This window comes from Simplicispira sp. GW247-4R2A (assembly GCF_059424465.1).
Map to the genome: position 1 here is coordinate 27,698 of NZ_JBWKZM010000021.1, position 23,220 is coordinate 50,917.

Annotated in this window: 19 protein-coding genes and 2 pseudogenes; 8 read left to right on the forward strand and 13 right to left on the reverse strand. The window is 61.7% G+C overall.

The window, feature by feature from the left end; genetic code table 11:
* Nucleotides 1-8 precede the first annotated feature (8 nt).
* Nucleotides 9-848, forward strand: coding sequence for a phosphonate ABC transporter ATP-binding protein (locus AC07ZH_RS14405; RefSeq protein ID WP_495200321.1), 840 nt, complete (start codon nt 9-11; stop codon nt 846-848).
* Nucleotides 839-2,395 carry a PhnE/PtxC family ABC transporter permease gene (locus tag AC07ZH_RS14410; RefSeq protein WP_495200322.1) on the forward strand — a complete coding sequence of 519 codons (1,557 nt, stop codon included), beginning with the start codon at nt 839-841 and terminating at the stop codon, nt 2,393-2,395. Before AC07ZH_RS14405 ends, AC07ZH_RS14410 begins: the two co-directional genes overlap by 10 nt.
* 132 nt (nt 2,396-2,527) lie before the next feature.
* Here the strand turns inward: AC07ZH_RS14410 and AC07ZH_RS14415 are convergent, their stop codons facing one another.
* The 3 genes and pseudogenes from AC07ZH_RS14415 to AC07ZH_RS14425 all read right to left on the reverse strand — a co-directional run bounded on the left by AC07ZH_RS14415 (nt 2,528) and on the right by AC07ZH_RS14425 (nt 5,278).
* On the reverse strand, nt 2,528-2,665 hold the full coding sequence (locus tag AC07ZH_RS14415; protein WP_199665391.1) for a hypothetical protein: 138 nt from the start codon (nt 2,663-2,665) through the stop codon (nt 2,528-2,530).
* A 147-nt stretch (nt 2,666-2,812) separates the two neighbouring features.
* Entirely contained in the window at nt 2,813-4,648 is a 1,836-nt protein-coding gene (locus AC07ZH_RS14420) for an acyl-CoA dehydrogenase (RefSeq protein ID WP_495200323.1), read from the reverse strand.
* A gap of 180 nt (nt 4,649-4,828) precedes the next feature.
* Nucleotides 4,829-5,278: pseudogene (locus AC07ZH_RS14425) on the reverse strand (phage integrase N-terminal SAM-like domain-containing protein).
* A 155-nt stretch (nt 5,279-5,433) separates the two neighbouring features.
* On the opposite strand from AC07ZH_RS14425, the gene AC07ZH_RS14430 reads away from it, so the two are divergent.
* Complete coding sequence (locus tag AC07ZH_RS14430) at nt 5,434-6,654, forward strand: hypothetical protein (RefSeq protein WP_495200324.1); 1,221 nt, start codon at nt 5,434-5,436, stop codon at nt 6,652-6,654.
* Nucleotides 6,655-7,180: 526 nt separating this feature from the next.
* On the opposite strand, the gene AC07ZH_RS14435 is transcribed toward AC07ZH_RS14430, so the two are convergent.
* The 10 genes and pseudogenes from AC07ZH_RS14435 to AC07ZH_RS14480 all read right to left on the reverse strand — a co-directional run.
* Complete coding sequence (locus AC07ZH_RS14435; RefSeq protein ID WP_495200325.1) at nt 7,181-8,356, reverse strand: acetyl-CoA C-acyltransferase; 1,176 nt, start codon at nt 8,354-8,356, stop codon at nt 7,181-7,183.
* Between the two features lie 26 nt (nt 8,357-8,382).
* Nucleotides 8,383-9,876, reverse strand: a complete 1,494-nt coding sequence (locus AC07ZH_RS14440; protein WP_495200326.1) for a M20 family peptidase — start codon at nt 9,874-9,876, stop codon at nt 8,383-8,385.
* Between the two features lie 15 nt (nt 9,877-9,891).
* Entirely contained in the window at nt 9,892-11,991 is a 2,100-nt protein-coding gene (locus tag AC07ZH_RS14445; RefSeq protein ID WP_495200327.1) for a 3-hydroxyacyl-CoA dehydrogenase NAD-binding domain-containing protein, read from the reverse strand.
* A 112-nt stretch (nt 11,992-12,103) separates the two neighbouring features.
* Complete coding sequence (locus tag AC07ZH_RS14450; RefSeq protein WP_119107567.1) at nt 12,104-12,799, reverse strand: ABC transporter ATP-binding protein; 696 nt, start codon at nt 12,797-12,799, stop codon at nt 12,104-12,106.
* Between the two features lies 1 nt (nt 12,800).
* Nucleotides 12,801-13,658: an ABC transporter ATP-binding protein gene (locus AC07ZH_RS14455; protein ID WP_495200328.1), complete on the reverse strand. Its 858-nt coding sequence runs from the start codon at nt 13,656-13,658 to the stop codon at nt 12,801-12,803.
* A 1-nt stretch (nt 13,659) separates the two neighbouring features.
* Nucleotides 13,660-14,952 carry a branched-chain amino acid ABC transporter permease gene (locus AC07ZH_RS14460; protein WP_495200329.1) on the reverse strand — a complete coding sequence of 431 codons (1,293 nt, stop codon included), beginning with the start codon at nt 14,950-14,952 and terminating at the stop codon, nt 13,660-13,662.
* A gap of 4 nt (nt 14,953-14,956) precedes the next feature.
* On the reverse strand, nt 14,957-15,904 hold the full coding sequence (locus AC07ZH_RS14465; protein WP_495200330.1) for a branched-chain amino acid ABC transporter permease: 948 nt from the start codon (nt 15,902-15,904) through the stop codon (nt 14,957-14,959).
* Between the two features lie 105 nt (nt 15,905-16,009).
* Nucleotides 16,010-17,248, reverse strand: coding sequence for a branched-chain amino acid ABC transporter substrate-binding protein (locus AC07ZH_RS14470; RefSeq protein ID WP_495200331.1), 1,239 nt, complete (start codon nt 17,246-17,248; stop codon nt 16,010-16,012).
* A 110-nt stretch (nt 17,249-17,358) separates the two neighbouring features.
* A complete protein-coding gene (locus AC07ZH_RS14475; protein ID WP_495200332.1) occupies nt 17,359-18,996 on the reverse strand; it encodes a 3-(methylthio)propionyl-CoA ligase in 1,638 nt (545 codons plus the stop codon).
* A 42-nt stretch (nt 18,997-19,038) separates the two neighbouring features.
* A pseudogene (locus AC07ZH_RS14480) lies at nt 19,039-19,416 on the reverse strand (ABC transporter substrate-binding protein); the annotation flags it as partial.
* A 159-nt stretch (nt 19,417-19,575) separates the two neighbouring features.
* Between AC07ZH_RS14480 and AC07ZH_RS14485 the strand changes: the two are divergent.
* The 5 genes from AC07ZH_RS14485 to AC07ZH_RS14505 all read left to right on the forward strand — a co-directional run bounded on the left by AC07ZH_RS14485 (nt 19,576) and on the right by AC07ZH_RS14505 (nt 23,178).
* Complete coding sequence (locus AC07ZH_RS14485; protein ID WP_495200333.1) at nt 19,576-20,262, forward strand: Crp/Fnr family transcriptional regulator; 687 nt, start codon at nt 19,576-19,578, stop codon at nt 20,260-20,262.
* A gap of 169 nt (nt 20,263-20,431) precedes the next feature.
* Nucleotides 20,432-21,919 (forward strand): protein adenylyltransferase SelO, encoded by a 1,488-nt coding sequence (locus tag AC07ZH_RS14490; RefSeq protein ID WP_495200334.1) that lies wholly within the window; start codon nt 20,432-20,434, stop codon nt 21,917-21,919.
* Nucleotides 21,916-22,329 (forward strand): peptide-methionine (R)-S-oxide reductase MsrB, encoded by a 414-nt coding sequence (gene msrB, locus AC07ZH_RS14495; protein WP_495200335.1) that lies wholly within the window; start codon nt 21,916-21,918, stop codon nt 22,327-22,329. Before AC07ZH_RS14490 ends, msrB begins: the two co-directional genes overlap by 4 nt.
* Before the next feature lie 25 nt (nt 22,330-22,354).
* Entirely contained in the window at nt 22,355-22,909 is a 555-nt protein-coding gene (locus AC07ZH_RS14500) for a septation protein A (protein WP_495200336.1), read from the forward strand.
* Nucleotides 22,906-23,178, forward strand: coding sequence for a BolA family protein (locus AC07ZH_RS14505; protein WP_495200337.1), 273 nt, complete (start codon nt 22,906-22,908; stop codon nt 23,176-23,178). The genes AC07ZH_RS14500 and AC07ZH_RS14505 overlap by 4 nt, the downstream gene beginning before the upstream one ends.
* Nucleotides 23,179-23,220: the final 42 nt, after the last annotated feature.

Here is a 23,220-nt window from a genome sequence, read left to right on the forward strand (position 1 = left end):
GCAAGCGCATGAGCTTCGACCTGAACGGCGTGGGCCTCACCCACGCCAATGGCACCGTCGCCTTGCAGGACATTGCGCTCAAAGCCGGACAAGGCGAATGCCTGGCCTTGGTCGGGCCGTCCGGCGCGGGCAAGACCTCGCTGCTCTCGGTGCTGGGCACCGCGTTGCGCCCGAGCACCGGCCAGGCGGTGGTCCTGCAAACCCCGCTGCCAACCACAGCGCAAGCCCCTGATCGCGCCTTGCGCGCCCGCATCGGCACGGTGCACCAGGCGCCGCCCATTGCGCCGCGCCAGCGCGTGGTCACCGCCGTGCTGGCCGGGCGCCTGGGGCAATGGCCGGCCTGGAAATCCTTCGCCTCGCTGGTCTATCCGCTGGACATCGCGGGTGCACGGGCGGCTTTGGCGCGCGTGCAACTGGCCGACAAACTATTTGCCCGCTGCGACGAGCTCTCGGGCGGGCAGTTGCAGCGCGTGGGCATCGCACGGGTGCTCTACCAGCAGCCCGACCTGCTGCTGGCCGACGAGCCCGTGTCTGCCCTGGACCCGGCGCTCGCACTGGCCACGGTGCGCCTGCTGGTGCAGGACGCCGCCGCGCGCGGCGCCACGCTGGTGGCCAGCCTGCACGCGGTGGACCTGGCGCTGGCCTGTTTTGCACGCATCGTCGGCATCCGCGCCGGGCGTATCGTCTTTGACCTGCCCGCCGCCCAAGTGGACGACGCCTTGCTGCACGCCTTGTACGCCAGTGAAGGCGAGGTGCTGCCGACGCTGGGCCAGGCGAGCGTCAGCGCGCCGCCGCCACCGGGCGAAGCCGCCGCCAGGGCCATGCCCCTCATCGCCGGATGCCGCTGAACCCCGCCTTGCGCGACCCGGTTGCCAGCCGGCGCCTTGGCGGCGCCGTGCTGGCGCTGCTGATCCTTTGGCCGCTGCTGCGCGCCGCGCAAGTGCACCCCAGCGCGCTGCTCGACCCGGCCAACCTGCGGGTCATTGGCGGCTTTCTCGCGGGCTTTTTGCCGCCGGAGACCGGCCCCGAATTCCGTGGCTACCTGGCCCGCGCGACGCTGGAAACGCTGGCGATTGCCACTGCCGGCATGGCGCTCGCCTGGTTGCTCGCCGTGCCCCTGGCCTACGTGGCCAGCGGCGCCGGGCGCGAGCGGCGCACCCAGAACCCGGTGGCGCGCGGTCTGCTGACCATTCTGCGCAGCATTCCCGAACTGGTGTGGGCGCTGCTGTTCGTGCGCGTGCTGGGCCTGGGGCCGGCCGCCGGCGTGCTGGCGCTGGCGCTGACCTATGGTGGCATGCTGGCCAAGGTGTATGCCGAGATTCTGGAATCCACCGACCCTTTGCCGGCCCAGGCGCTGCGCACGAGCGGCGCCCGCCGGCCCGTCGCCATCCTCTACGGGCTGCTGCCCCAGGCGTCGAAGGAGCTGGCCAGCTACACGGTGTACCGCTGGGAATGCGCGATTCGCGCCTCGGTGGTGATGGGCTTTGTCGGCGCGGGTGGCCTGGGGCAGCTCATGGACCAGGCCATGAAGATGCTCAATGGGGGCGAGGCGGCCACCATCCTCGCCACCTTCATGCTGCTGGTGCTGGGCGCCGACGCCCTCGCCGGCTGGCTGCGCCGCTCGCTCGACACGCCGCCAGCAGCGCGTGCCTCGCCCTGGGGCTGGCGCAGCGCGGGCTTTGCCCTAGCGACCGTGCTGGCGACCGTGGCCAGCTTCAGGCTGCTCGACATGCCGCTGCTGGCGCTGTGGTCGGGCGAATCCTTGCATGCCATCGCCGATTTCGTCACCAGCTTCTTCCCGCTGGATGTTTCCGCCCCGCTGCTGCGCAAGGTGGCGGTGGGCACCTGGGAGACGTTCGCCATGTCGGTGGTCGGCACGCTGCTCGCGGCCGTGGCAGGCCTGCTGCTGGCGCTTCCCAAATGGCGGCTGCCCTACACGCTGGTGCTCAACACCCTGCGCTCGGTGCCGGAACTGGTGTGGGCCACCATCACGGTGCTGTGCGTGGGGCTGGGCCCGTTTGCCGGTGCGCTGGCGCTCGCGCTGCATACGGCAGGGGTGCTGGGGCGCCTGTATGCCGAGGCGCTGGCGAATGCCCCGCCCGCGCCGACCGGGGCTTTGCGCCTGGCGGGCGCCAGCGGCAGCCAGGCCTTTCTGTATGGCACCCTGCCCGGCGCGGCGCCGCAGCTCATTGCCTACACGCTCTACCGCTGGGAGATGAACATCCGCATGGCCGCCATTCTGGGCTTCGTCGGCGCTGGGGGCCTGGGGCAACGGCTCTACTTCGAGCTGTCGCTGTTTCACTATGCGCAGGCGGCGACCGTCATCATCGCCATGCTGCTGCTGTCGGTCGCAGTGGACCAGTCCAGCGCCTGGCTGCGCAGGGCGATGCACTAAGAGCGACTAACAAAACTCCCCTGGCGCCGTTGTTCCGTCTTGTCGTACTGCTCGTACTGCCTGCGACGGAACGCCTGGTAAGGGCCGCTTCGCTGAGCTTTGTTAGCCGCTCTTGGCGGGTCGCGCGTAGCTTTACTTCTTCTTTTCTTTACCCTTGGGCATCACGGCGGTGATGGGTGGCGTGGGCCGATCGGTGCCGCCGGTCTTGGGCAGCGAAGTGTCCTTTTTCGGTTTCTTCGCCATCTTTTCGTTGCGCTGTTCTTTTGCCATGCCAGGCTCCACAAGTTCAGCCCGACATGGGCCTTAGGGTGCGAATGGTAGGCCGAAAAATCGCCGAAAAAACGGGCGTGGAAAGAAACGCCTCGCAAGCCGCTGCGTCGCCCATCGGCGGGAGGGAGCGGGGCTGCGCCGGAGCGCTTAAAAAGCCTCTTCCGCCAGGCTTGCGCAGGTCATGTCGCGCGCATTCACCACTTTGAGCCAGGCGCCGACCTTGGGCAGTTCATAGTGATAAAAATAGCGTGCAGCGCCTATTCTTCCTGCGTTTTCGGCTACTGAAAGCGTAGCATCCAGGCGCAGCGTGGCCAGGGCCACATCCAGCCACACCCAGGCCAGCACGGTGTGGCCAAAGGCCTGCATATAGGGCACGGCATTGGCCAGGGCCTCGGTGGGGTTGCCCGTGGCCCAGGCCGCCTGTGTGGCCGCGGCCACCTGCTGCAAGGCGTCGCCCAGCGCAGCCACATACGCTGCCAGTTCAGGCACGGCGGCGGCCTGCGCCATGGTGGCCTGCATGCGCGCGGCCAGCAGTTGCAGGCCTTTGCCGTTCTCCATCAGCACCTTGCGCCCGAGCAGGTCAGCCGCCTGGATGCCGTGCGTGCCCTCGTGGATCATGTTCAAGCGGTTGTCGCGCCAGTACTGCTCCACCGGGAAGTCGCGCGTGTAGCCGTAGCCGCCGTGGATTTGAATGGCCAGCGAATTGGCCTCCAGACAGAACTCGCTGGGCCAGCTCTTGGCAATGGGGGTGAGCACTTCCAGCAGCAGGCGCGCCTCGTCGGCAGCTTCGGGCTGGCCGGTGTGCTGCTCGTCCACCAGGCGGGCGCAGTACAGATTCAGCGCCAATGCACCTTCGCCATAGCTCTTTTGTGCCAGCAGCATGCGTTTGACGTCGGCGTGCTCGATGATGCGCACCTGGGGCTGGGCCGCGTCCTTGCCGCCCTGGCCCACGGGCCGGCCCTGCGGGCGGTTTTTGGCGTAGTCGAGGCTGGCGTAGTAGCCCGCCAGGCCGAGCATGGTGGCCGCCATGCCAATGCCGATGCGCGCCTCGTTCATCATGTGGAACATGCACGCGAGGCCCTTGCCCGGCTGGCCCACCAAATAGCCCACGGCGCCCGCCCTGCCCTGCACCGGGTACTTGCCCTCGCCAAAATTGAGCAGCGTATTGGTGGTGCCGCGCCAGCCCAGCTTGTGGTTCAGCCCGGCCAGCGCCACGTCGTTGCGCACGCCGGTCAAGTTGCCCTCGGTATCCACCAGCTTCTTGGGCACGATGAACAGCGAAATGCCGCGCGTGCCCGGCACCAGCTTGCCATCCGGCCCCGGAATCTTGGCCAGCACCAGGTGGACGATGTTCTCCGACAGCTCGTGCTCACCCGACGAGATCCACATCTTGTTGCCCGTGAGCCGGTAGCGCGCGCCGAGCGGGTCGCTCTCATGGCCCTCGCCATCGGGAACGGCGCGGGTGGCCACATCACTCAAGCTGGAACCCGCTTGCGGCTCCGACAGGCACATGGTCCCCGAGAAGCGCCCCGAAAATTCATTGAGTGCAAACACCTGCTTCTGCAGCGGCGTGCCGTGCACCATCAGCAGATTGGCATTGCCCGTGCTGAGCAGGTTGGAGCTGATGCTGATCGATGCCACGGCAAAGAAGGCATTGGCCGCAGCATCCACCGTGTAGGGCAGTTGCATGCCGCCAATGCCGTAATCCTGCGCCGCGCTGAGCATGCCCGAGCCGGCATAGGCGTCGTAGGCGTCTTTCGTGGCCTGCGGCAGGATGACCTTTTCACCGTCGAACTGCGGCTCCTGCGCGTCCACCGTGCGGTTGAACGGCGCGTACTTCTCGCGCGCGATGCGCTCGCAGGTATCGAGCACGGCGTCAAAGGTCTCGCGCGAATGGTCGGCAAAGCGCTCGCGTGCGTTGAGCGTTTCGGCTTGAAGCCAGTCGTACAGCAGGAATTCGAGGGTGGAGCGTAGGGTCGTCATAGGGAAAATTATGGGCGGGGCAGTTGGGAAGGTATGTCCGCTGGGCGACGCGGTGGGGGGTTGCCGCTACTGCGGCCCGAATTTGTAACTTTTTAGGCCTTTAACGCTTATAGGGAAAGCGCTATTAGCTATAAAAGTAAGAGCAAATCGCGTCGATTGGGGCGGATTCAGTTCTGATTGCTAGGTGTGAACCAAAAAGAGCCATTCATCCCGCAACCGCACAGTTGCCTGTCGTACTCCGAAGCCCATGGTGTCCAAGGAACCGTCCGCCGCGCTGCACCCGCCTGTCCCGCTCCCAAACGCTTCGGGCATGCAACCACTATTCAGCCAAGTGAAATCAATTGCCAGCACTTCCCGATAAAGAAACAACAGCGCGCTGAGCGCCTGGTTTTGCGTGGATGCCGATACCCGGCGCTCGGTGGCCAGCATGGTCAAAAATGCCTCTACCTACTGCGCACCCATCTCACGCGGATGCCGCATAGCACCAGACCGACCATGCCAACGGATAAAAAAACGCACCCAATACAGGTAAGCCTTCTCGGTGCTGAGGCTATAGTGAAGGTAGCGAGCACGCTCCCGAACCTGATCCAGTAGTCGTGTGGAGCGCAAAACAGGCGTGCCGGGTTTCATGGGAGTTTTATACCTGTGTTTTTGCACAGTGTATCGACCACAAGCCCAGCCTGCAAGCCACTTACAGGAGGAAGCCGTGCACAGAATATCCCGCACGGTCCAGTTTATCCCGCAGGTTTTGCGGGATACATCACGTTAGACGGCAGGAGGTAGCGATGAACAAGACCGTATCCGAAAAAGTCAACGCTGCGCTGGATTCTGTACTTGATGATTACCGCAGCAATCATCAAATCATATTCCTTACCGAGGCACAGCGGAGAGCCGAGCAATTCAATGGAATTCAGCAAAAATTCAAAGATTGGAACAAAAGCAAGAATTTTATCTATCGCGGATGCACATGCAAAAGCATCAAACGGTCGCATACGATTCAAAAATCGAGCTCAATTGCCTCAGTATCAAAAAACTCAACAACTCTCACACCCCAGTTCAATCATGAGGTCGGCGAAATCACGCTGATCCAAAGAGGTTTGGCGCAAGCATCCGTTTTTCCTGGGTTCTGCGAAACGCATGAAAAGTTATTTGAAAAATTCGAGAACACAAAAAAACTTGAAGACGATGAATCATTTTCCTTGCAAATGTATCGGTCTATTTGCAGAGAAGTCGTGAGACTCCGGCACGAAATAAAGCATCTAGAATCCACCAAGGAAACCTATCGGAAACTCAGGGACCAATCTCTGATGGAGATATTTCGCAAGAAGCTTGGCGAAGAATGGCTACAAGCCAATGACGTAAAGCTCAGAAGCATTTCATTCAAAGATGATCCAATGCTCGAAAATATCACAAGTAGCATAGATGGTTTGAAATCAACCCTCAGCCAGATCGAAAGCGAGCACTTGCGTGAAATTGAGGATGCAATAAACGGGACTCAGAACGATGAGGTAAAGCCTATTGTTATCACCATAGACATACTGGTCCCTGTTGCCTTATCTGGATTTGGATCCTTTTGGGTTCAAGATAACGGCGTGCCTCGCCAAGTTTTCGCAAACATAGGCGTCTACCCCTTCCGTGATTCAAATGAAACCGTAATTTTTTTGCACGGCAGGGCTGCCGACTCGGAATTCATCCACGGTTATATGGGCCTACATAAAAATTCATTCGACATCCTGGGAATGATCGAGAAATTCATGATTCGAGGCACAGATCATTGGTTTCTTCATCCAGATGTATGGGAGGCAAAACCGCTGAATGAACGCCGAGAAATACTTGCGGAAATCCTTGACGAATCCAAAGGGCTAAATGAACCCGTACAGCACTCCATCTTCGATGAAATTCGTCAAAAAATGATAGAAACATGGGAAAGCATGGCAAACCTCAATACCAAGCAAACTGAAGTCATCGCATATGAACGAAGCAAGTTGCATAAAGCTGCCGTCTAACTGGCGGTTCAACGCGGACGCCAACACTGGCCATGGCTTCGCCATTTTTATGGCCAGTGTTGGTGCCCTACGCGCTTCGCGCTCCGGCGCCGGTTAACCTGGGCGTTAATCTACACGTGCAACTCGCCCACCTCTCGAAGACCCTACAAGCACTTGAAGTCTCGCTGCATTAGCCTGACCCACAGACACTTGGGCATCTACTTCATCTTTGCTACTCGCCGCCAGCAAACGTTCACAGCGTGCAGTGAAGCACCGCAGCCACACTCAATTTGCGCAATTATTCCCGGGACAGCACACCAGTTCTCAGCCGTACTTGAGCGTCCTGCGAGGAAGGCGCTGCGTAGCCGGGGTGTCCGTCGCGCGTTCTGTTTCCAACCAACCAGTGCGCACTCACACACAATGTTTTAGTCTTTTTGGCCTCTAGCGCCCGACCAGCAAGCGCTGCCAGCTATCAAAACAAAAGCAAACGCCCCGCGCAAACCATTCGGCCTGCGCGGGGCGTTGTGTCTCTATCTGTCTTCAGCGCTTACAGCACTTCAAACACGCCCGCCGCGCCCATGCCGCCGCCAATGCACATGGTCACGCAGACGCGCTTGGCGCCGCGGCGCTTGCCTTCGATGAGGGCGTGGCCGGTCAGGCGCTGGCCGGATACACCGTAGGGGTGGCCGACGGCGATGGCGCCGCCGTTGACGTTGAGCTTGTCAGCGGGGATGCCCAGCTTGTCGCGGCAGTAGATCACCTGCACGGCGAAGGCTTCGTTCAGTTCCCACAGGTCGATGTCGCCAATCTTCAGGCCCAGGCGTGCCAGCACCTTGGGGATGGCGAATACCGGGCCAATGCCCATTTCGTCGGGTTCGCAACCCGCCACGGCAAAGCCCAGGAATCGGCCCAGGGGCTGCAAGCCCTTTTGCTCGGCTATCTTTTCGTGCATCACGACCACGGCACCGCCGCCGTCGGAGAACTGGCTGGCGTTGCCGGCCGTGATCAGGCCACCGGGCACGGCGGAGCGCAGGCCCTTGATACCGTCGTAGGTGGTGCCGGCGCGGATGCCTTCGTCGTCGCTGACGGTGACCTGCCTGGTTATCAGGCCCATGACCTTGTCGGCCACACCCATGGTGACGGTGATGGGGGCAATTTCCGCCTTGAATAAACCGGCTTCCAGCGCGGCAGCCGCTTTCTGCTGGCTGGCGGCACCGTACTCGTCCATGGCTTCGCGGGTAATGCCGTAGCGCGTGGCCACGTTCTCGGCGGTCTGCAGCATGTTCCAGTAGATCTCAGGCTTGTTCTTCACCAGCGTGTGGTCCGTCAACATGTGTTGGTTCATTTCCTGCTGCACGCAGGAAATGGCTTCCACACCACCGGCCACATAGATGTCGCCTTCGTTGGCGATGATGCGCTGGGACGCCATGGCAATCGTCTGCAGGCCCGACGAACAGAAACGATTGACCGTAACACCGGAAGTGGTGACCGGGCAGCCGGCCATCAACGCGATCTGGCGCGCGATGTTGGCGCCGGTGGCACCTTCGGGCGTTGCGCAGCCCATGATCACATCGTCCACCTCGGCGGCGTCGATGCCCGCGCGCAGGATGGCGTGCTCGACGGCGTGACCGCCCAGCGTGGCGCCATGGGTCAGGTTAAAGGAGCCCTTCCAGCTCTTGGCGAGGGGGGTGCGGGCGGTGGAAACGATTACGGCGGAAGTCATGGTGAATCCTTAAAAGTTGTGCACATTCAGGGCGCGGGTGCCTTGGCACCCTCGCTCAACAGTCGGTAATAGAAGCGGATGGCTTCCGCGTAGTTGCTGGTGGACAGGCGCTCGTTGGTGCCGTGAAAGCGCTTGAGGTCTTCGGCATTGGCGCGCACCGGTGAGAACTTGAAGATGTGGTCGCTCAGCTCGCCGTAATGAACGGAATCGGTGGCCGCCACCATCAGCCCCGGCGCCACCAGCGTGCCGGGGAAGACTTCGCGGATCGTCTTGTTCAACAGGTGGTACTGGCTGGACGCCGTCGGGGCCACCTTGGACGCCTCTTGTGCGCCGGGCAGCGTGGTGACCTTGACCTTGCCTTCACCCACGGCCTGCGCCAGCTCAGACTTCACGTGCTCCAGCACCTGGGCCTCGGTGTCGCCCGGCAGGATGCGGAAGTTCACCGTGGCGTCGGCGCGGCCGGGCAGCACGTTTTCCTTGTTGCCGGCATTCACGATGGTCAGCGCCGTCGTGGTGCGCAGCATGGCGTTGGTGCTGGCACCGGCCTCTAATTGCTTTTGCACAACCGGGCCAAACAGCCACAGGTTCGAGAGTGCGACGCGCGAAAAGCCACTCATTTCCGGGGCGATGGTGTCGAACATTTCGCCGCCGACGCCGCGAATGCCGGCCGGCAGTTGCTTGTCTTCGAGCTGCTTCAAGGCCGTGCTCATCATGGCAATGGCGCTGGTGCCGTGCTTGGGCGGCATGGACGAATGCCCCGGCGTGGCCGACACCGACAGCTCGACCGACAGATAGCCCTTTTCTGCCACGCCAATCAGCGCAGCAGGTTTGGCCAAGCCGGGCAAGATGCCGTCGAGAATCAGCAGACCTTCGTCAATGACGAAATCCGGGTGCACGCCGCGCTGCTTGAGCAACGCCGCTATCTGGGTCGCGCCGCGCAGGCCGCTCACCTCTTCGTCCGCGCCGTAGGCCAGGTACACGGTGCGCTCGGGTTGGTAGCCGCTGGCGACCAGCATCTCGACCGCTTCGAGCTGGGACATGAGGTTGCCCTTGTCGTCCCACGAGCCACGGCCCCAGATGAAACCATCCTTCACCGCGCCGCTGAAGGGTGGCTCGGTCCAGTCGCCTTCAGTGCCGGGCGCGATGGGCACTACGTCCTGGTGCGCCAACAGCAGAATGGGTTTCAGGTCAGGCTTGCTGCCCTGCCAGGTGTAGAGCAGGCTCAGGCCATTGACCACCTCGCGTTTGAGCGCGGCGTGGGTTTTGGGAAAGCGCTGCTCCAGCAATGCATGGAACTGCTGGAACTGGTCGGCATTGAGCTGTGCGTCGTCGCGCGACGAGATGGTGCGAAAACGCACCGCCTCGCCAAGGCGCTTGGCCGCGCCCTGCTCGTCCACCGGCAGCACGGCCAGCGGCGGCACATCAAGCTGGCGCGAACCCTTGCGCAGCGTGTTGGCGGCCACAGCCGCCACCAGCACCACGATCAGCGCCAGCAGGCCCAGGAAGATCTTCTTGATCACGGCGGTGCGCGCGAATCAGCTGAAGGTCTTGCCTTCGGCGGCCAGCTTGGCGAGCAAGGGCGCGGGCGTCCAGAACGCCTGGTCGTCCCTGGGGTTCTGCGCAAAGCGGTTCATGGCTTGCACCAGGTTGAACAGACCCTGCTCGCCCGCGTAGTGCATGGGGCCGCCGCGATAAATCGGGAAGCCGTAGCCAGTGAGGTAGACCATGTCGATGTCACCGGACTTGCTGGCGATACCGTCTTCGAGGATGTGCGCGCCTTCGTTGACCAGGGCATAGACCAGGCGCTGGACGATTTCTTCGTCGGAAATCTTGCGCGGTGTGATGCCGAGTTCCTTGCGGTGGTCTTCAATCATCTTGTTGACCAAGTCGCTCGGAATGGCGTCGCGCTTGCCGGCCTGGTAGTCGTACCAGCCCGCGCCCGTCTTCTGGCCGTAGCGGCCCAGCTCGCACAGCTTATCAGCCGTGCGGCTGTACTTCATGTCGGGGGTTTCCAGCGCGCGGCGCTTGCGAATCGCCCAGCCAATGTCGTTGCCGGCCAGGTCGCCCATGCGGAACGGCCCCATGGCCATGCCGAATTTCTCCAGCGCCTTGTCCACCTGCTGGGGCGTTGCGCCTTCGTCGAGCAAAAAGCCCGCCTGCTGGCTGTAGCGCTCGATCATGCGGTTGCCGATGAAGCCGTCGCAGACGCCGGAGACCACCGCCGTCTTCTTGATCTTCTTGGCCAGCGCCATCACGGTGGCGAGCACGTCCTTGGCGGTGTGTTGGCCGCGCACCACTTCGAGCAGCTTCATCACATTGGCGGGGCTGAAGAAGTGCATGCCCACCACGTCCTGCGGGCGCTTGGTGAAGGCGGCGATCTTGTTGACGTCCAATGTGGAAGTGTTGGAGGCCAGGATGGCGCCCTGCTTGCACACGGCGTCGAGCTGCTTGAACACGGCTTCCTTGACGCCGATTTCTTCGAATACGGCCTCGATGACCAGGTCGGCATCCTTCAGGTCGGCGTAGTCGAGCGTGGTGGTCAGCAGCGCCATGCGCTGCTCGTACTTGTCCTGCTTGAGCTTGCCTTTTTTGACCTGGGCTTCGTAATTCTTCCTGATGGTGGCCAGGCCGCGGTCGAGCGCTTCCTGCTTCATCTCCAGCATCTTCACCGGGATGCCGGCGTTCAAGAAGTTCATGGCAATGCCGCCGCCCATGGTGCCGGCGCCGATCACGCCCACGCTCTTGACATCGCGCTTGGGCGTATCCGAAGGCACGTCAGGGATCTTGCTGGCGGCGCGCTCGGCCATGAACAGATGGCGCAGCGCGCGCGACTCGGGCGTCCACATCAGGTTGATGAACAGCTCGCGCTCGACCAGCAGACCGTCGGCAAATTTGCCTTTGGTGGCCGCTTCGACCGCGTCCACGCACTTGGCGGGCGCCGGGTAGTTCTTGGACATGCCCTTGACCATGTTGCGCGCGAACTGGAAGTAGGCGTCGCCCTGGGGGTGCTTGCACGGCAGGTTGCGCACCAGCGGCAGGGGGCGCGTGTCGGCCACCGAGCGGGCAAAGGCGAGCGCCTCTTCTGCCAGCGATTCGGGCGACACGGCCATCCTGTCGAACAGCTTCTGGCCGGGCATGGAGCCAAGCAACTCGCTTTTGACCGTCTCGCCGCTGACGATCATGTTCAGCGCCGCCTCGACGCCGACCACGCGCGGCAGACGCTGCGTGCCGCCCGCGCCGGGCAGCAGGCCGAGTTTCACTTCGGGCAGCGCCACGCTGCAGCCGGGTGCGGCAATGCGGTAGTGGCAGCCCAGGGCCAGCTCCAGACCCCCGCCCATGCACACCGAATGGATGGCGGCAACCACGGGTTTTGCCGACGCCTCGATGGCGGCAATGACGGAGTGCAGGTTGGGCTCCTGCATGGATTTGTCGGTACCGAATTCCTTGATGTCCGCCCCCCCCGAGAAGGCGCCGCCGGCGCCGGTGACGATGATGGCCTTGACGGCGGCATCTTGCTGGGCGCGGTTCAGTCCGTCCACGATGCCCTGGCGGGTGGAAAGACCCAGACCGTTGACGGGCGGGTTGGCCAATGTGATGACGGCCACATCGCCGTGGACCTGGTATTGGGCGCTCATGCTGGCTTCCTTGCTAATGATAGAAAAAGAACGGTCGTGCGTTTTTTATTGTAGGCAGTTTCCGGGGATTTGCCATGGCCGCTTTGTCCCTGGCGGGACAAGAGCGGCCACCTCAAACCTCCAGCCATTCCTTGCGCACACCGCTGTTGGCACGCAGGCTGTCGGGCGTGCCATCGAAAACGATGCTGCCATGGCCCATGACCAAGGCGCGGTCAGAGACGGTCATGGCAATGGTGAGTTTTTGCTCGATCAGCAGCACGGAAATGCCACGGCTTTTGAGCGTCTTGAGAAATTCACCCACCTGCTCGACGATTTTGGGGGCCAGTCCCTCGGTGGGCTCATCGATGATGATGAGGTCCGGATCGCCCATCAGCGTGCGGCACAGGGTGAGCATTTGCTGCTCGCCACCCGACATGACGCCTGCCTGAACGTTGCAACGCTCCTCCAGGCGGGGAAACATCGCGTACATGTCCTTGAAGGTCCAGCGACTCCCCTTGCCATTGCCCTTTTGGCCCAGCAGCAGGTTTTGGTGCACGGTGAGGCTGGGAAACACATCGCGGCTTTCGGGCACATAGCCCACACCGGCGTGCGCCACCTCGTAGGCTTTGCTGCCATTCAGGGGGCGGTCTTTCCACGTCATGGTGCCGTTCCAATCCACCAGCCCCATGATGGCCTTGGCGGTGGTGGAGCGGCCCGAGCCGTTGCGCCCCAAGAGCGCCACGATTTCCCCTGGCTGGATGTCAAAGCTCACGCCATGCAGCACATGGCTTTTGCCGTAATAGGCGTGTAGATCGCGTATGTGTAGCATGTCAGTGGCCCTCCGCCTGGGCGTCGGCCACCGAGGAGCCCAAATACGCCTCTTGCACCCGCGCATTGGCGCGTACGGCGTCCGGCGTGTCGAATGCCAGCACCTCTCCATAGACCACCACCGCGATGCGATCGGCCAGGCCGAACACGACCCCCATATCGTGCTCCACGGTGAGCAGGGTCTTTCCGACCGTCACCTCTTTGATCAGTTCGATAAAGCGCTCTGTCTCTGATTTGTTCATGCCTGCCGTGGGTTCGTCCAGCAGGATCACGTTGGCGCCGCCTGCGATGGTGATGCCAATCTCTAGCGCGCGCTGCTCTGCATAGGTAAGGTTCACGGCAAGCACATCGCGTTTCGTATCGAGTCGAATCATCTTCATCAGTGCATCGGCGCGCGCATTGGCGTCATGCAGATTCGCTAGAAATTTCAGAAAGGTGTATTTGTAGCCCAGGCTCCAGAGCACGCCGCAGCGCAAGTTTTCAAACACGCTGAGCTTGGGAAAGATGTTGGTGATCTGAAAACTGCGCGACAGACCAAGGCGATTGATCTCGAACGGCCGTTTGCCATTGATGCGATGCCCGTTCAGCAGCACGTCGCCACTGGTGGGTTCGAAGCGGCCACTGATCAGATTGAACAGCGTGGACTTGCCGGCGCCATTGGGCCCGATGATGGCGACGCGCTCACCAGCCCTGACGGCAAGGTTGACGCCGCGGATGATTTCGGTCTTGCCAAAGCGCTTGCGCAGGTTTTTGAGTTCAAGTGCGTAATTGGCCTGTGCGTGCGCGGCTTGTGCCGCGCCACTGCCACTGCCCGTGGGAAGCAGGTTCGCACGGTGGGTGAGATTTGGCGCCGTATCCATGTTACAGAGCCCCCCGCCCTTTGGTTTGTTCTTCAATGTATTCCTGCGCAGCGCTCCATTGGCGTGCAAAGTTCCTGCGAGCGACCTCGAACAACGCGGCACCCACGAGCATCACGAAGCCGGCGCCCAGCCAGGCGCTCATCGCCTTGGTGTCCAGTACCATTCCCATGAAGGGCGTGCCTGGTCCCTGGCCGATATTGAGTTGCACGTGGTAGATCATCTCGATCAGGGCCGCGGCCCCGGCCAGGACGATGAGTGCCGTAGCCGCCAGGGCCAGGTAGTGGATCAGCAAGGGCCGCAATCTGCCAAATGAGGCCACCCGCACGTTCATCATGATCAGGCTGGCAATGCCGCCGGGTGCATACATGACCATCAACAGAAACGCCAGTCCCAGGTACAGCAGCCAGGCCCGAGTCAACTCGCTCAGAACGATGGTGGCCAGCACCATCAGAATGCCGCCGATGATGGGGCCGAAGAAGAACGTGGCGCCGCCCAGGAAGGTAAACAGCAAATAGGCACCCGAGCGGTAGCCACTGACCACCTCAGACGTGACGAGTTCGAAATTCAGCGCAGCGAGCCCGCCGGCGATACCCGCAAAAAACCCGGCCACCAGAAAAGCGATGTAACGCACCATCTGCGTGTCGTAGCCCACGAACTCCACGCGCTCGGGGTTGTCGCGCACGGCATTGAGCATGCGCCCCAGTGGCGTCCGGGTAAAAGCGAACATGAGCGCCGTGCAGACGAAGGTGTAGAGTGCGATCAGGTAGTACAACTGGATCTGCGGGCCAAAGGTGATGCCCAGCGGATGCAGGCCGGTGACGCGGTCAGCCGAGATGCCGCCCTCACCGCCAAACACGCCCGGGAACATGAGCGACATGGCCGCCACCAGTTCGCCGATGCCCAAAGTGATCATGCCAAACGTCGTGCCAGCCTTTTTGGTCGTCACCCATCCCATCAGCACCGCAAAGGCCAAGCCGCCCAAGCCGCCGACCAATGGAATCAGGCTCACTGGGACATACAGGGTGCCAGCATCCACGAGCGTGAGCACATGGATCGCCAGGAAGGCACCCAGCCCCGAGTGCACGGCGTGGCCGAAACTCAGCATGCCGCCCTGCCCGAGCAGCATGTTGTAGCTCAGGCAGACGATGATGGCCACGCCCATCTGGCACAGCATGGTCTGGCTCAGGCCACTGGTAAACACCAGGGGAGCGACCAGCAACGCCAGTGCAAAACCGCCCCAGATCACGAGCCGCCCGAGGTTCAGCGGCTTGAATTGATAAACCTTGGATCGCATGCGGTCAGCCCTCTCGTGTACCCATAAGACCCTTGGGCCGGAAGATCAAAATCAGAACCATGAGCAGGTAAGGCAGGATCGGCGCCACCTGGCTGAGCCGCATGCTCCATACCGGATAGCCAAAGGTGTCTGGGGTGATGTGAACGCCCAGAAAACTCACGGCGCCGAGCAGCGTGCTGTCAATGCCCACCGCCAAGGTCTGAATGATGCCAATCAGCAGCGACGCGAGAAAAGCCCCCGCCAGCGAGCCCATGCCACCGACCACCACGATCACGAAAATGATGGCGCCCACGGCCGCCGCCATGCCAGGCTCGGTCACAAAAGCATTGCCACCAATGACGCCTGCCAACCCCGCCAGCGCGGCGCCGCCGCCAAAGACCAGCATGAAAACACGCGGCACGTTGTGGCCCAGGGCCTCAACCGCCTGAGGATGGGTTAGCGCGGCCTGAATCACCAGGCCAATGCGGGTGCGCGTGAGCAGCAGCCAGGTGCTGAGCAGCATCAAAAGCGCCACCAGCATCATGAAGCCGCGATAGATCGGGAACTGAATGCCATACAGGGTAAACAGCGGGCCGCTGAGCACGGTCGGAATGCGGTAATCGACCGAACCGCGGCCCCATACCAGTTGCACCAGCTCGACAACGATGTAGCTCAGCCCAAAGGTCAGCAGCAACTCGGGGACATGGCCGAATTTGTGCACCCGGCGCAAACAGTAGCGTTCAAACGCGGCACCTATCAGGCCAACCAGCAGCGGAGAGATCACCAAGGCCGGCCAAAACCCGATCACAAGCGTCGTGCTGTACGCAAAAAATGCTCCCAACATGTAGAAGCTTGCATGGGCGAAATTGAGCACGCCCATCATGCTGAAAATCAGCGTGAGCCCGGAGCTCAGCATGAACAGGAGCAGCCCGTAGCTCAGCCCGTTCAAAATCGAAATAACGTAAAACTCCATGCAGCACCCGTCTGGTCAAAGGCCGTGAATACAAGGTCGATCAGAAATAGAAAAGCCGGGATGACAATGGCAATCCCGGCTTGCTCCGCCGCCGCAGGCCTGGCCTCAGCCAGGACGCTTCATCTGGCAGCTGGTGGGCGTGCTTGAGACATAGGGCTCAAACTGCTTGACCGGGGCAAACGTGTACCCGGTGTTCTCATTGCTGTAGGGGTACTTGGCGCTGACCTTTTCCCACTTGGTGATGAACAGGCTTTGCTGCAACTGGTGGTCCGACTTGCGCATCGTGACCTCGCCCGCAAAGCTTGGAACTTCCATGCCTTCCAAGGCCTGCGCAACCTTGACCGAATTGGTCGACTTGGCTTTGACCATTGCAGCGTTCAGCAGCTTGATGCCGTTGTAAATGGCAAAGGTATAGAAGTCGTCGTTGTACTTTTTCTTGAACCCTTCAACGACCTTGCCCAGCTCTCCCGTCGTCTGAGAGTAGCCGTAGGACACTACGTAGACTTGGGTTTTGTCCCCCAGGGCAGCAAGCGCCGTCGGCGTGCCGGAGACACCTGCATAGTAGGTGTACATCGGCAAATTCAGACCGGCTTCGCCCAGGGCCTTGACGAAAAGGGTCAAGTCGGCGCCCCAATTGCCGGTCACGATGGCGTCGGCGCCCGACTGCTTGATCTTGGCCACGTAGGGCGCAAAGTCCTTGACATGCCCGATCGGCACATAGTCATCGCCGACAATTTGTACGTCTGGGCGCTTGCGCTTGATGTCTGCCTGGAAGTATTTTGAGACCTCGTGCCCGTGCGAGTAGTCCTGGTCCAGCATGTACACCTTCTTGACTTCCGGCTTGTCTTTCATGAAGGTGGTGAGTGCCTCCATCTTCATGGTGGTATCGGCGTCAAGACGGAAATGCCAGAAGCTGCAATCCTCGTTGGTCAGGGTTGGAGAAACCGCAGCGTAGTTGAGGTAGACAACCTCTTTGCCAGGATTGCGTTCGTTGTACTTGGTAACCGCCTGTTCCAGTGCCAGCGCGGCTCCCGACCCGTTGCCCTGGGTAATGTAGTGATAGCCTTGATCAATAGCCGCCTTCAGCTGGGTCACCGCGCCCTGCGGCGAACCACCCGAATCAAAGGCATTGACCTGAAACGTCACTCCCGCAGGATTCTTGCTGCCCGAAAAATAATCGGCGACGTACTGCCAGCTCTTGAGCTGGTTTTGCCCCACATTGGCAAAAGGGCCGGACAGCCCCTCAATCATTGCGATTTTGACGGTTTCACCCTGTTGTGCAAATGCACCTCCAGCGCTGATCACAAGTACGCTTGCAGCTACTGTTTTCAAAGCAAAATTCATGGAATGTCTCCTGTTGAACTACGGCTTCCAGCCTAACCGGTGGTGCCGCAAAGTCGCTCAGGGATTGCCCCCAGGAACTATCGCCAAGGCGACTTTACGTTGCAAAAAAATTAAAGGCTTGGCAGCTTGTAATCCTTCAACTGCTCGCGCAGCCGGGTCTTGAGCATCTTGCCCGTAGCACCGAGCGGGATGGCGTCGACAAACACCACATCGTCCGGAATCTGCCATTTCGCGGTCTTGCCTTCATAAAAAGCAAGCAAGGCTTCTCGCGTGAGTTCGGCGCCCGGCTTGAGCGCGATCGCGACAATGGGGCGCTCATCCCACTTGGGGTGCGGCATACCGATACAGGCGGCCATGGCAACCGCTGGGTGCGCCATGGCGATGTTCTCGATATCGATGGAGCTGATCCACTGGCCGCCCGACTTGATCACGTCCTTGCTGCGGTCGGTAATCTGCATGAAGCCATCGGCGTCGATGGTGGCCACGTCGCCCGTGGGGAACCAGCCACGGCCCTGTGCATCCGCCACCAGCGGGTTTTCGCCCTTGTAATAGCTCTCGATGATCCACGGGCCACGCACCAGCAGGTCGCCGTAGGACTTGCCATCCCAGGGCTGTTCCTTCCCGTCCCCATCGACGATCTTCATATCCACGCCGTAGATGGCCCGTCCCTGCTTTTGCAGGATCTTCATCTGCTCATCCTTGGACAATTGCAGTTGCTTGTTTTTCAAGGTGCACAGCGTGCCAAGCGGGCTCATTTCCGTCATGCCCCAGGCGTGCAGCACCTCGACGCCGTATTCGTCCTGGAACGCGGTGATCATGGCCGGCGGGCAGGCCGAGCCGCCAATCACCGTGCGCTTGAGCGTGCTGAACTTCAGGCCCGCCGGGCGCAGGTGGCCCAGCAGCATCTGCCATACCGTGGGCACGCCGGCGGCGTAGGTCACCTTCTCGGCCTCGATCAGTTCATAGATCGACTTGCCATCCAGCGCCGGGCCAGGGAAAACGACCTTGCAACCCGTGAGCGCCGCCGAATACGGAATGCCCCAGGCATTGACGTGGAACATGGGCACCACGGGCAGCACCGCATCGCGGGCAGACAGGCACATCACATCCGGCAAGGCAGCGGCGTAAGCGTGCAGCACGGTCGAGCGGTGGCTATAGAGCGCGGCCTTGGGGTGACCGGTGGTGCCACTCGTGTAGCACATGCTGGACGCGGTGTTCTCATCGAACTGCGGCCAGACGTATTCGGCAGATTGCGCGCCAATCCAGGTCTCGTAGCTCACCAAGCCGGGCACGCCGCTGTCCTGCGGCAGGCGGTCGGCATCACATAGGGCGACCCACTTCTTCACTGCGGGGCATTTGGCGTGCACTGCCTGCACCAGGGGCAGGAACGTGAGGTCAAAACACAAAATCTGGTCTTCGGCGTGGTTCATGATCCACGCGATCTGCTCGGGGTGCAGGCGCGGGTTGACGGTATGCACCACGCGCCCCGAGCCGCTCACGCCAAAGTACATCTCCATATGGCGGTAGCCGTTCCAGGCCAGGGTGGCCACGCGGTCACTAAACGCCAGGCCTTCTTGGTCCAGTGCGTTGGCCAACTGGCGCGAGCGCGCGGCAAGGTCGCGGTAGGTGTAGCGATGGAGGTCGCCCTCGACACGGCGCGAGACGATTTCGCCGTCGCCGTGGTGCCGCTCGGCAAACTCGATCAACGACGAAATCAAGAGTGGCTGACTCTGCATTAAACCCAGCATAAGTGCTCCTTTAACTTTTCATATCACAAAAACAGGACCATCCTAACGGGTGAACTTGCCGCCCGCACCGATGATGGTCAAATCCACAAAGCGCGAACCCTGGCGTACCCCCTTGCCAAAATTCACTTCAAAACCGCCCACATCGAACTGCCGCAGCGATTCCAGGGCCTGGATGAAGCGGGGCCGTGTCGGGTCTTTGCCAGCGCGGCGCAAACCTTCGACCAGCACCTTGGCATTGATGAAAACCTCCAGTCCGATAAAAGACACCGTTTCTTGCATTCCGGCTTTTTTCAACAGTTCCCGGTATTCCCGGGCGACGGGCAGGCTCTGGCTCCAGGGGAACGGTACAACCGATGCCACCACCACCCCCACGCCATCCGGCCCCAGCGCCTGAATGGTGGACTGAGTTCCCATCACCGACGTGGCGTAGAAGCGGGCTGCACGGCTCCTGCATCACACCCGACGCAAAGGCAGCGCAGTGTCCTTCGCCGGGAATGGAACTCCAACACTTGTCGCCTGCCTGACATTTACAGCGGGTTTTCCCGTGCTAGCGTGCAGACATGCCGCGACAATCCCTCTATGTTTGGCACCACCCCTTCTGCGGAACGTTTCATTGCCTGCCAACCCTGGTTTGCCTCTGTGCCGACCGATCTGCAGGACCAACTGCGCCACGGCGTGTATTTCACCGAAGGCGCCAAGGGCGACGTCATGCTGCAGGCAGGCTCTGCCGTGGAGGGCTGGCACGCTGTGTTGTCCGGGCTGGTCATGCTGCGAAGCCCTGCATCCGGGGGGCGCGCATCGGCCTTCATCGGCGTATCCGACGGCGACTGGTTCGGTGAAGGCTCCGCCATGAAGCCTGAGCCGCGTAGGTATGACGTGGTGGCCCTGCGCCCTACGTGCATGCTGTGCCTGCCTCTTCCCCTGTTCGCCACCCTGCGCGAGACCAGCCTGGCATTCAACCAGTTTCTGGTGCTGCACATGAACATGCGGCTGGGCCAGGCCATGGCCATCATTGAAGCCGGTCGCATGCGCTCGACAGAACACCGCGTGGCGCTGTACCTCAGCCGCCTCTTCTGGCGCAGCACGCGCAGGCTCAACCTCACCCAGGAAGAAATCGGCCAGTTGTGTGGCTTGTCGCGCCAGACCGTCAACCGGGTGCTGCGCGGGCTGGAAGCTTCGGGCATCGTGTCTTTGGACTTCGGGCGAGTGGCCATCGTGGACGACGGCGCGCTTGCGGCGCATCTGGCGGCCACAGCTGGCGACTAAATAGCCTGCAATATCGCACGGCGCCTGACCCACGCGCAAATCGGCAGGTCCATCCATTGGCGTGGTCCGGGACGATACCGCGCCCAGCCGCCTGCCCACGGCCAGTCGTCCCGTCACCCAGGATAGCCCTGCACGCCACGCAGCTTGCTCCCTGCGGGAGAATGGACGCATGAACCAGCCTGAAGCGCCCCTGGAGCGGGCCGATTGCGGTCTGTCCTGGCACAACAGCTTCGCCTCTCTGGGGCCAGCTTTCCATACCCCGCTACAACCAACCCCCCTGCCCAACCCGTATTGGGTCGGCACCAGCGCGGGGCTGGCGGAAGAGCTCGGGCTAAATCCAGACTGGCTGCACTCGAACGCGGCATTGCACGCCCTGAGCGGCAATACCCCCCTGCACGGCAGCACTCCCCTGGCCAGCGTGTACAGCGGCCACCAGTTCGGTGTCTGGGCCGGGCAATTGGGAGATGGCCGGGCCATCCTGCTGGGCGAGGTGGAAACACCTACAGGGCCAATGGAAATCCAGCTCAAGGGCAGTGGCCTGACGCCCTATTCGCGCATGGGCGATGGCCGCGCCGTGCTGCGTTCGAGCATTCGTGAGTTTCTGGTGAGCGAAGCCATGCAGGCGCTGGGCATTCCCACGACGCGGGCACTGGCGCTCATTGGCTCGCCCCTGCGGGTGCGGCGCGAAACGATGGAGACCACCGCCGTCGTCACGCGCGCTGCGCCGAGTTTTGTGCGCTTTGGACATTTCGAGCACTTTGCCGCTGCTGGCAACCACGATGCGCTCCGGCAGTTGGCCGACCATGTGATCGCACGGCACTACCCCGAATGCCGCACGGGTGCCGCCTTGGGCAACCCGTACGCGGATTTTCTGCAGGCAGTGAGCGAGTGCACTGCAGCGCTGGTAGCCCAGTGGCAGGCGGTCGGCTTTTGCCATGGTGTGCTCAATACCGACAACATGAGCATCCTGGGCCTGACTATTGACTACGGACCATTTCAGTTTCTCGACGCCTATGTGCCCAACCATGTGTGCAATCACAGCGACCATAGGGGGCGCTACGCATTTGACCGCCAACCCAATGTCGTCTACTGGAATCTCTTCTGTCTGGGGCAAGCGCTGCAGCCCTTGATTGGCGAGCCTGCGCGCGTGGTCGAAGCGCTGGACTCCTACAAGCAAGTGTTTCCCCGTGAGCTCATGGCGCGCATGCGGGCCAAGCTCGGCTTGCCTGCGCCACTTGCCGACGAGAGTGTGGTCATGGACGGCATCCTGCGCCTGCTCGCCGACAACGCGGTGGACACCACCATCTTCTGGCGGCGGCTCTCGCACGCCGTGGCGGCTGGCGATTTCGAGCCCGTGCGCGACCTGTTTGCCGACCGCGCGGCGTTCGACCAATGGTTGCTCTCGTATTCAGAGCTGCTTGCGCAGACAGACCGTGCGCTAGCGGCCAATTTGATGCTAAAAACCAACCCCGCCTATGTGCTGCGGAACTACTTGGCGGAACAGGCCATCCGACAGGCGAATGCGGGCGATTTCAGCGAGATTGACCGCTTGCAAATGCTGCTGGCCCATCCCTTTGATGAGAGCCCCGGCGACGAAGCCTACGCCCTGCCCCCGCCCGATTGGGCGTCCCACCTGTCCATCAGTTGCTCATCATGACCTTTCCTATCCAGAAGTCCGAAGCCGAGTGGCAAGCCGTGCTGCGTGAAAAGGGTGCAGAACCCAGCGCCATGAACGTCACGCGCCACGCTGCCACCGAACGCCCTTTCACGGGCAAATACGAAGCCCATTGGGCGGACGGCAGCTACCACTGCATCTGCTGCGGCAACAAGCTGTTCGATGCCGGCACCAAGTTCGACGCCGGCTGTGGCTGGCCGAGCTTCTCACAGGCCGTGCCGGGCGCCATCCGGGAAAACGTGGACCTCAGCCATGGCATGCGGAGGGTGGAAACGGTTTGTGCACAATGCGGCTCGCACCTCGGCCATGTGTTCGAGGACGGCCCTGCCCCGACCGGGCTGCGCTACTGCATGAATTCCGCATCGCTTGATTTCGCGCCCGACGCCACCTGAACAGACCATCCAACGGCACCTGCCCATGAAACTGCTGATCGACTTCTTCCCCATCATCCTGTTCTTTGTGGCCTTCAAGTTCTGGGGCATTTTTGCTGCCACGGGCGTGGCCATCGCCGCCACCATCGTGCAAATTGCCTACCTGCGCCACAAACATGGCAAGGTCGAACCGATGCAATGGGTGAGCCTGGGCGTGATCGTGGTGTTTGGCGGCGCCACACTGCTTTCGCATAGCGATACCTTCATCAAGTGGAAGCCCACCGTGCTGTACTGGCTGATGGGCGGTTCCCTGCTGGTGGGCCAGTTGCTGTTTCGCCGCAACCTGATCAAAAGTCTGATGGGCGCACAAATCGAACTGCCAGAGAGCGCCTGGAATGCGCTGAACTGGGCCTGGACCGGTTTTTTTTCCGCCATGGGCGTGCTCAACCTGTGGGTGGCCTTCCACTTTGATACCGACACCTGGGTGAACTTCAAACTGTTTGGCGGCCTGGGATTGATGCTGGCCTTCGTGCTGGCACAGGCTGCGTTTCTCAGCCGCTACGTGAAGGACACCGAACCCGAAAAGGACGCTCAGCCATGACGAACGACACCCCCATTACCGCCCCCGCCATGCAGGCTGCCTTGAATACAGCCCTCCAACCCACCCAACTTGAGGTGCTTGACGAGAGCTACCAGCACGAAGGACACGCCGGCGCCAATGGCACCGGCTTTGGCACCCATTTCCGGGTGCGCATTGCGTCACCTTCGCTTACCGGCCTTTCCCGGGTGAAGCAGCACCGCCTTGTGTATGATGCGCTGCAAGAATTTATCGATCGGGGCGCTCACGCCATCGCCATCGAAGTTCTTTGATCCCACGCGGAAACGCGTTGCGGCTCGCCGGCAACCTGCCGG

Excerpts from the sequence above, each read along its gene's own strand:
- AC07ZH_RS14435 (WP_495200325.1), bottom strand. The coding sequence starts at position 8,356 with ATGACTTCCGCCGTAATCGTTTCCACCGCCCGCACCCCCCTCGCCAAG.
- AC07ZH_RS14470 (WP_495200331.1), bottom strand. The coding sequence starts at position 17,248 with ATGAATTTTGCTTTGAAAACAGTAGCTGCAAGCGTACTTGTGATCAGC.
- AC07ZH_RS14505 (WP_495200337.1), top strand. The coding sequence starts at position 22,906 with ATGACGAACGACACCCCCATTACCGCCCCCGCCATGCAGGCTGCCTTG.
- AC07ZH_RS14445 (WP_495200327.1), bottom strand. The coding sequence starts at position 11,991 with ATGAGCGCCCAATACCAGGTCCACGGCGATGTGGCCGTCATCACATTG.
- AC07ZH_RS14460 (WP_495200329.1), bottom strand. The coding sequence starts at position 14,952 with ATGCGATCCAAGGTTTATCAATTCAAGCCGCTGAACCTCGGGCGGCTC.
- msrB (WP_495200335.1), top strand. The coding sequence starts at position 21,916 with ATGACCTTTCCTATCCAGAAGTCCGAAGCCGAGTGGCAAGCCGTGCTG.
- AC07ZH_RS14410 (WP_495200322.1), top strand. The coding sequence starts at position 839 with ATGCCGCTGAACCCCGCCTTGCGCGACCCGGTTGCCAGCCGGCGCCTT.
- AC07ZH_RS14450 (WP_119107567.1), bottom strand. The coding sequence starts at position 12,799 with ATGCTACACATACGCGATCTACACGCCTATTACGGCAAAAGCCATGTG.
- AC07ZH_RS14485 (WP_495200333.1), top strand. The coding sequence starts at position 19,576 with ATGTTTGGCACCACCCCTTCTGCGGAACGTTTCATTGCCTGCCAACCC.
- AC07ZH_RS14430 (WP_495200324.1), top strand. The coding sequence starts at position 5,434 with ATGAACAAGACCGTATCCGAAAAAGTCAACGCTGCGCTGGATTCTGTA.
- AC07ZH_RS14475 (WP_495200332.1), bottom strand. The coding sequence starts at position 18,996 with ATGCTGGGTTTAATGCAGAGTCAGCCACTCTTGATTTCGTCGTTGATC.
- AC07ZH_RS14415 (WP_199665391.1), bottom strand. The coding sequence starts at position 2,665 with ATGGCAAAAGAACAGCGCAACGAAAAGATGGCGAAGAAACCGAAAAAG.
- AC07ZH_RS14490 (WP_495200334.1), top strand. The coding sequence starts at position 20,432 with ATGAACCAGCCTGAAGCGCCCCTGGAGCGGGCCGATTGCGGTCTGTCC.
- AC07ZH_RS14420 (WP_495200323.1), bottom strand. The coding sequence starts at position 4,648 with ATGACGACCCTACGCTCCACCCTCGAATTCCTGCTGTACGACTGGCTT.
- AC07ZH_RS14405 (WP_495200321.1), top strand. The coding sequence starts at position 9 with ATGAGCTTCGACCTGAACGGCGTGGGCCTCACCCACGCCAATGGCACC.
- AC07ZH_RS14465 (WP_495200330.1), bottom strand. The coding sequence starts at position 15,904 with ATGGAGTTTTACGTTATTTCGATTTTGAACGGGCTGAGCTACGGGCTG.
- AC07ZH_RS14500 (WP_495200336.1), top strand. The coding sequence starts at position 22,355 with ATGAAACTGCTGATCGACTTCTTCCCCATCATCCTGTTCTTTGTGGCC.
- AC07ZH_RS14455 (WP_495200328.1), bottom strand. The coding sequence starts at position 13,658 with ATGGATACGGCGCCAAATCTCACCCACCGTGCGAACCTGCTTCCCACG.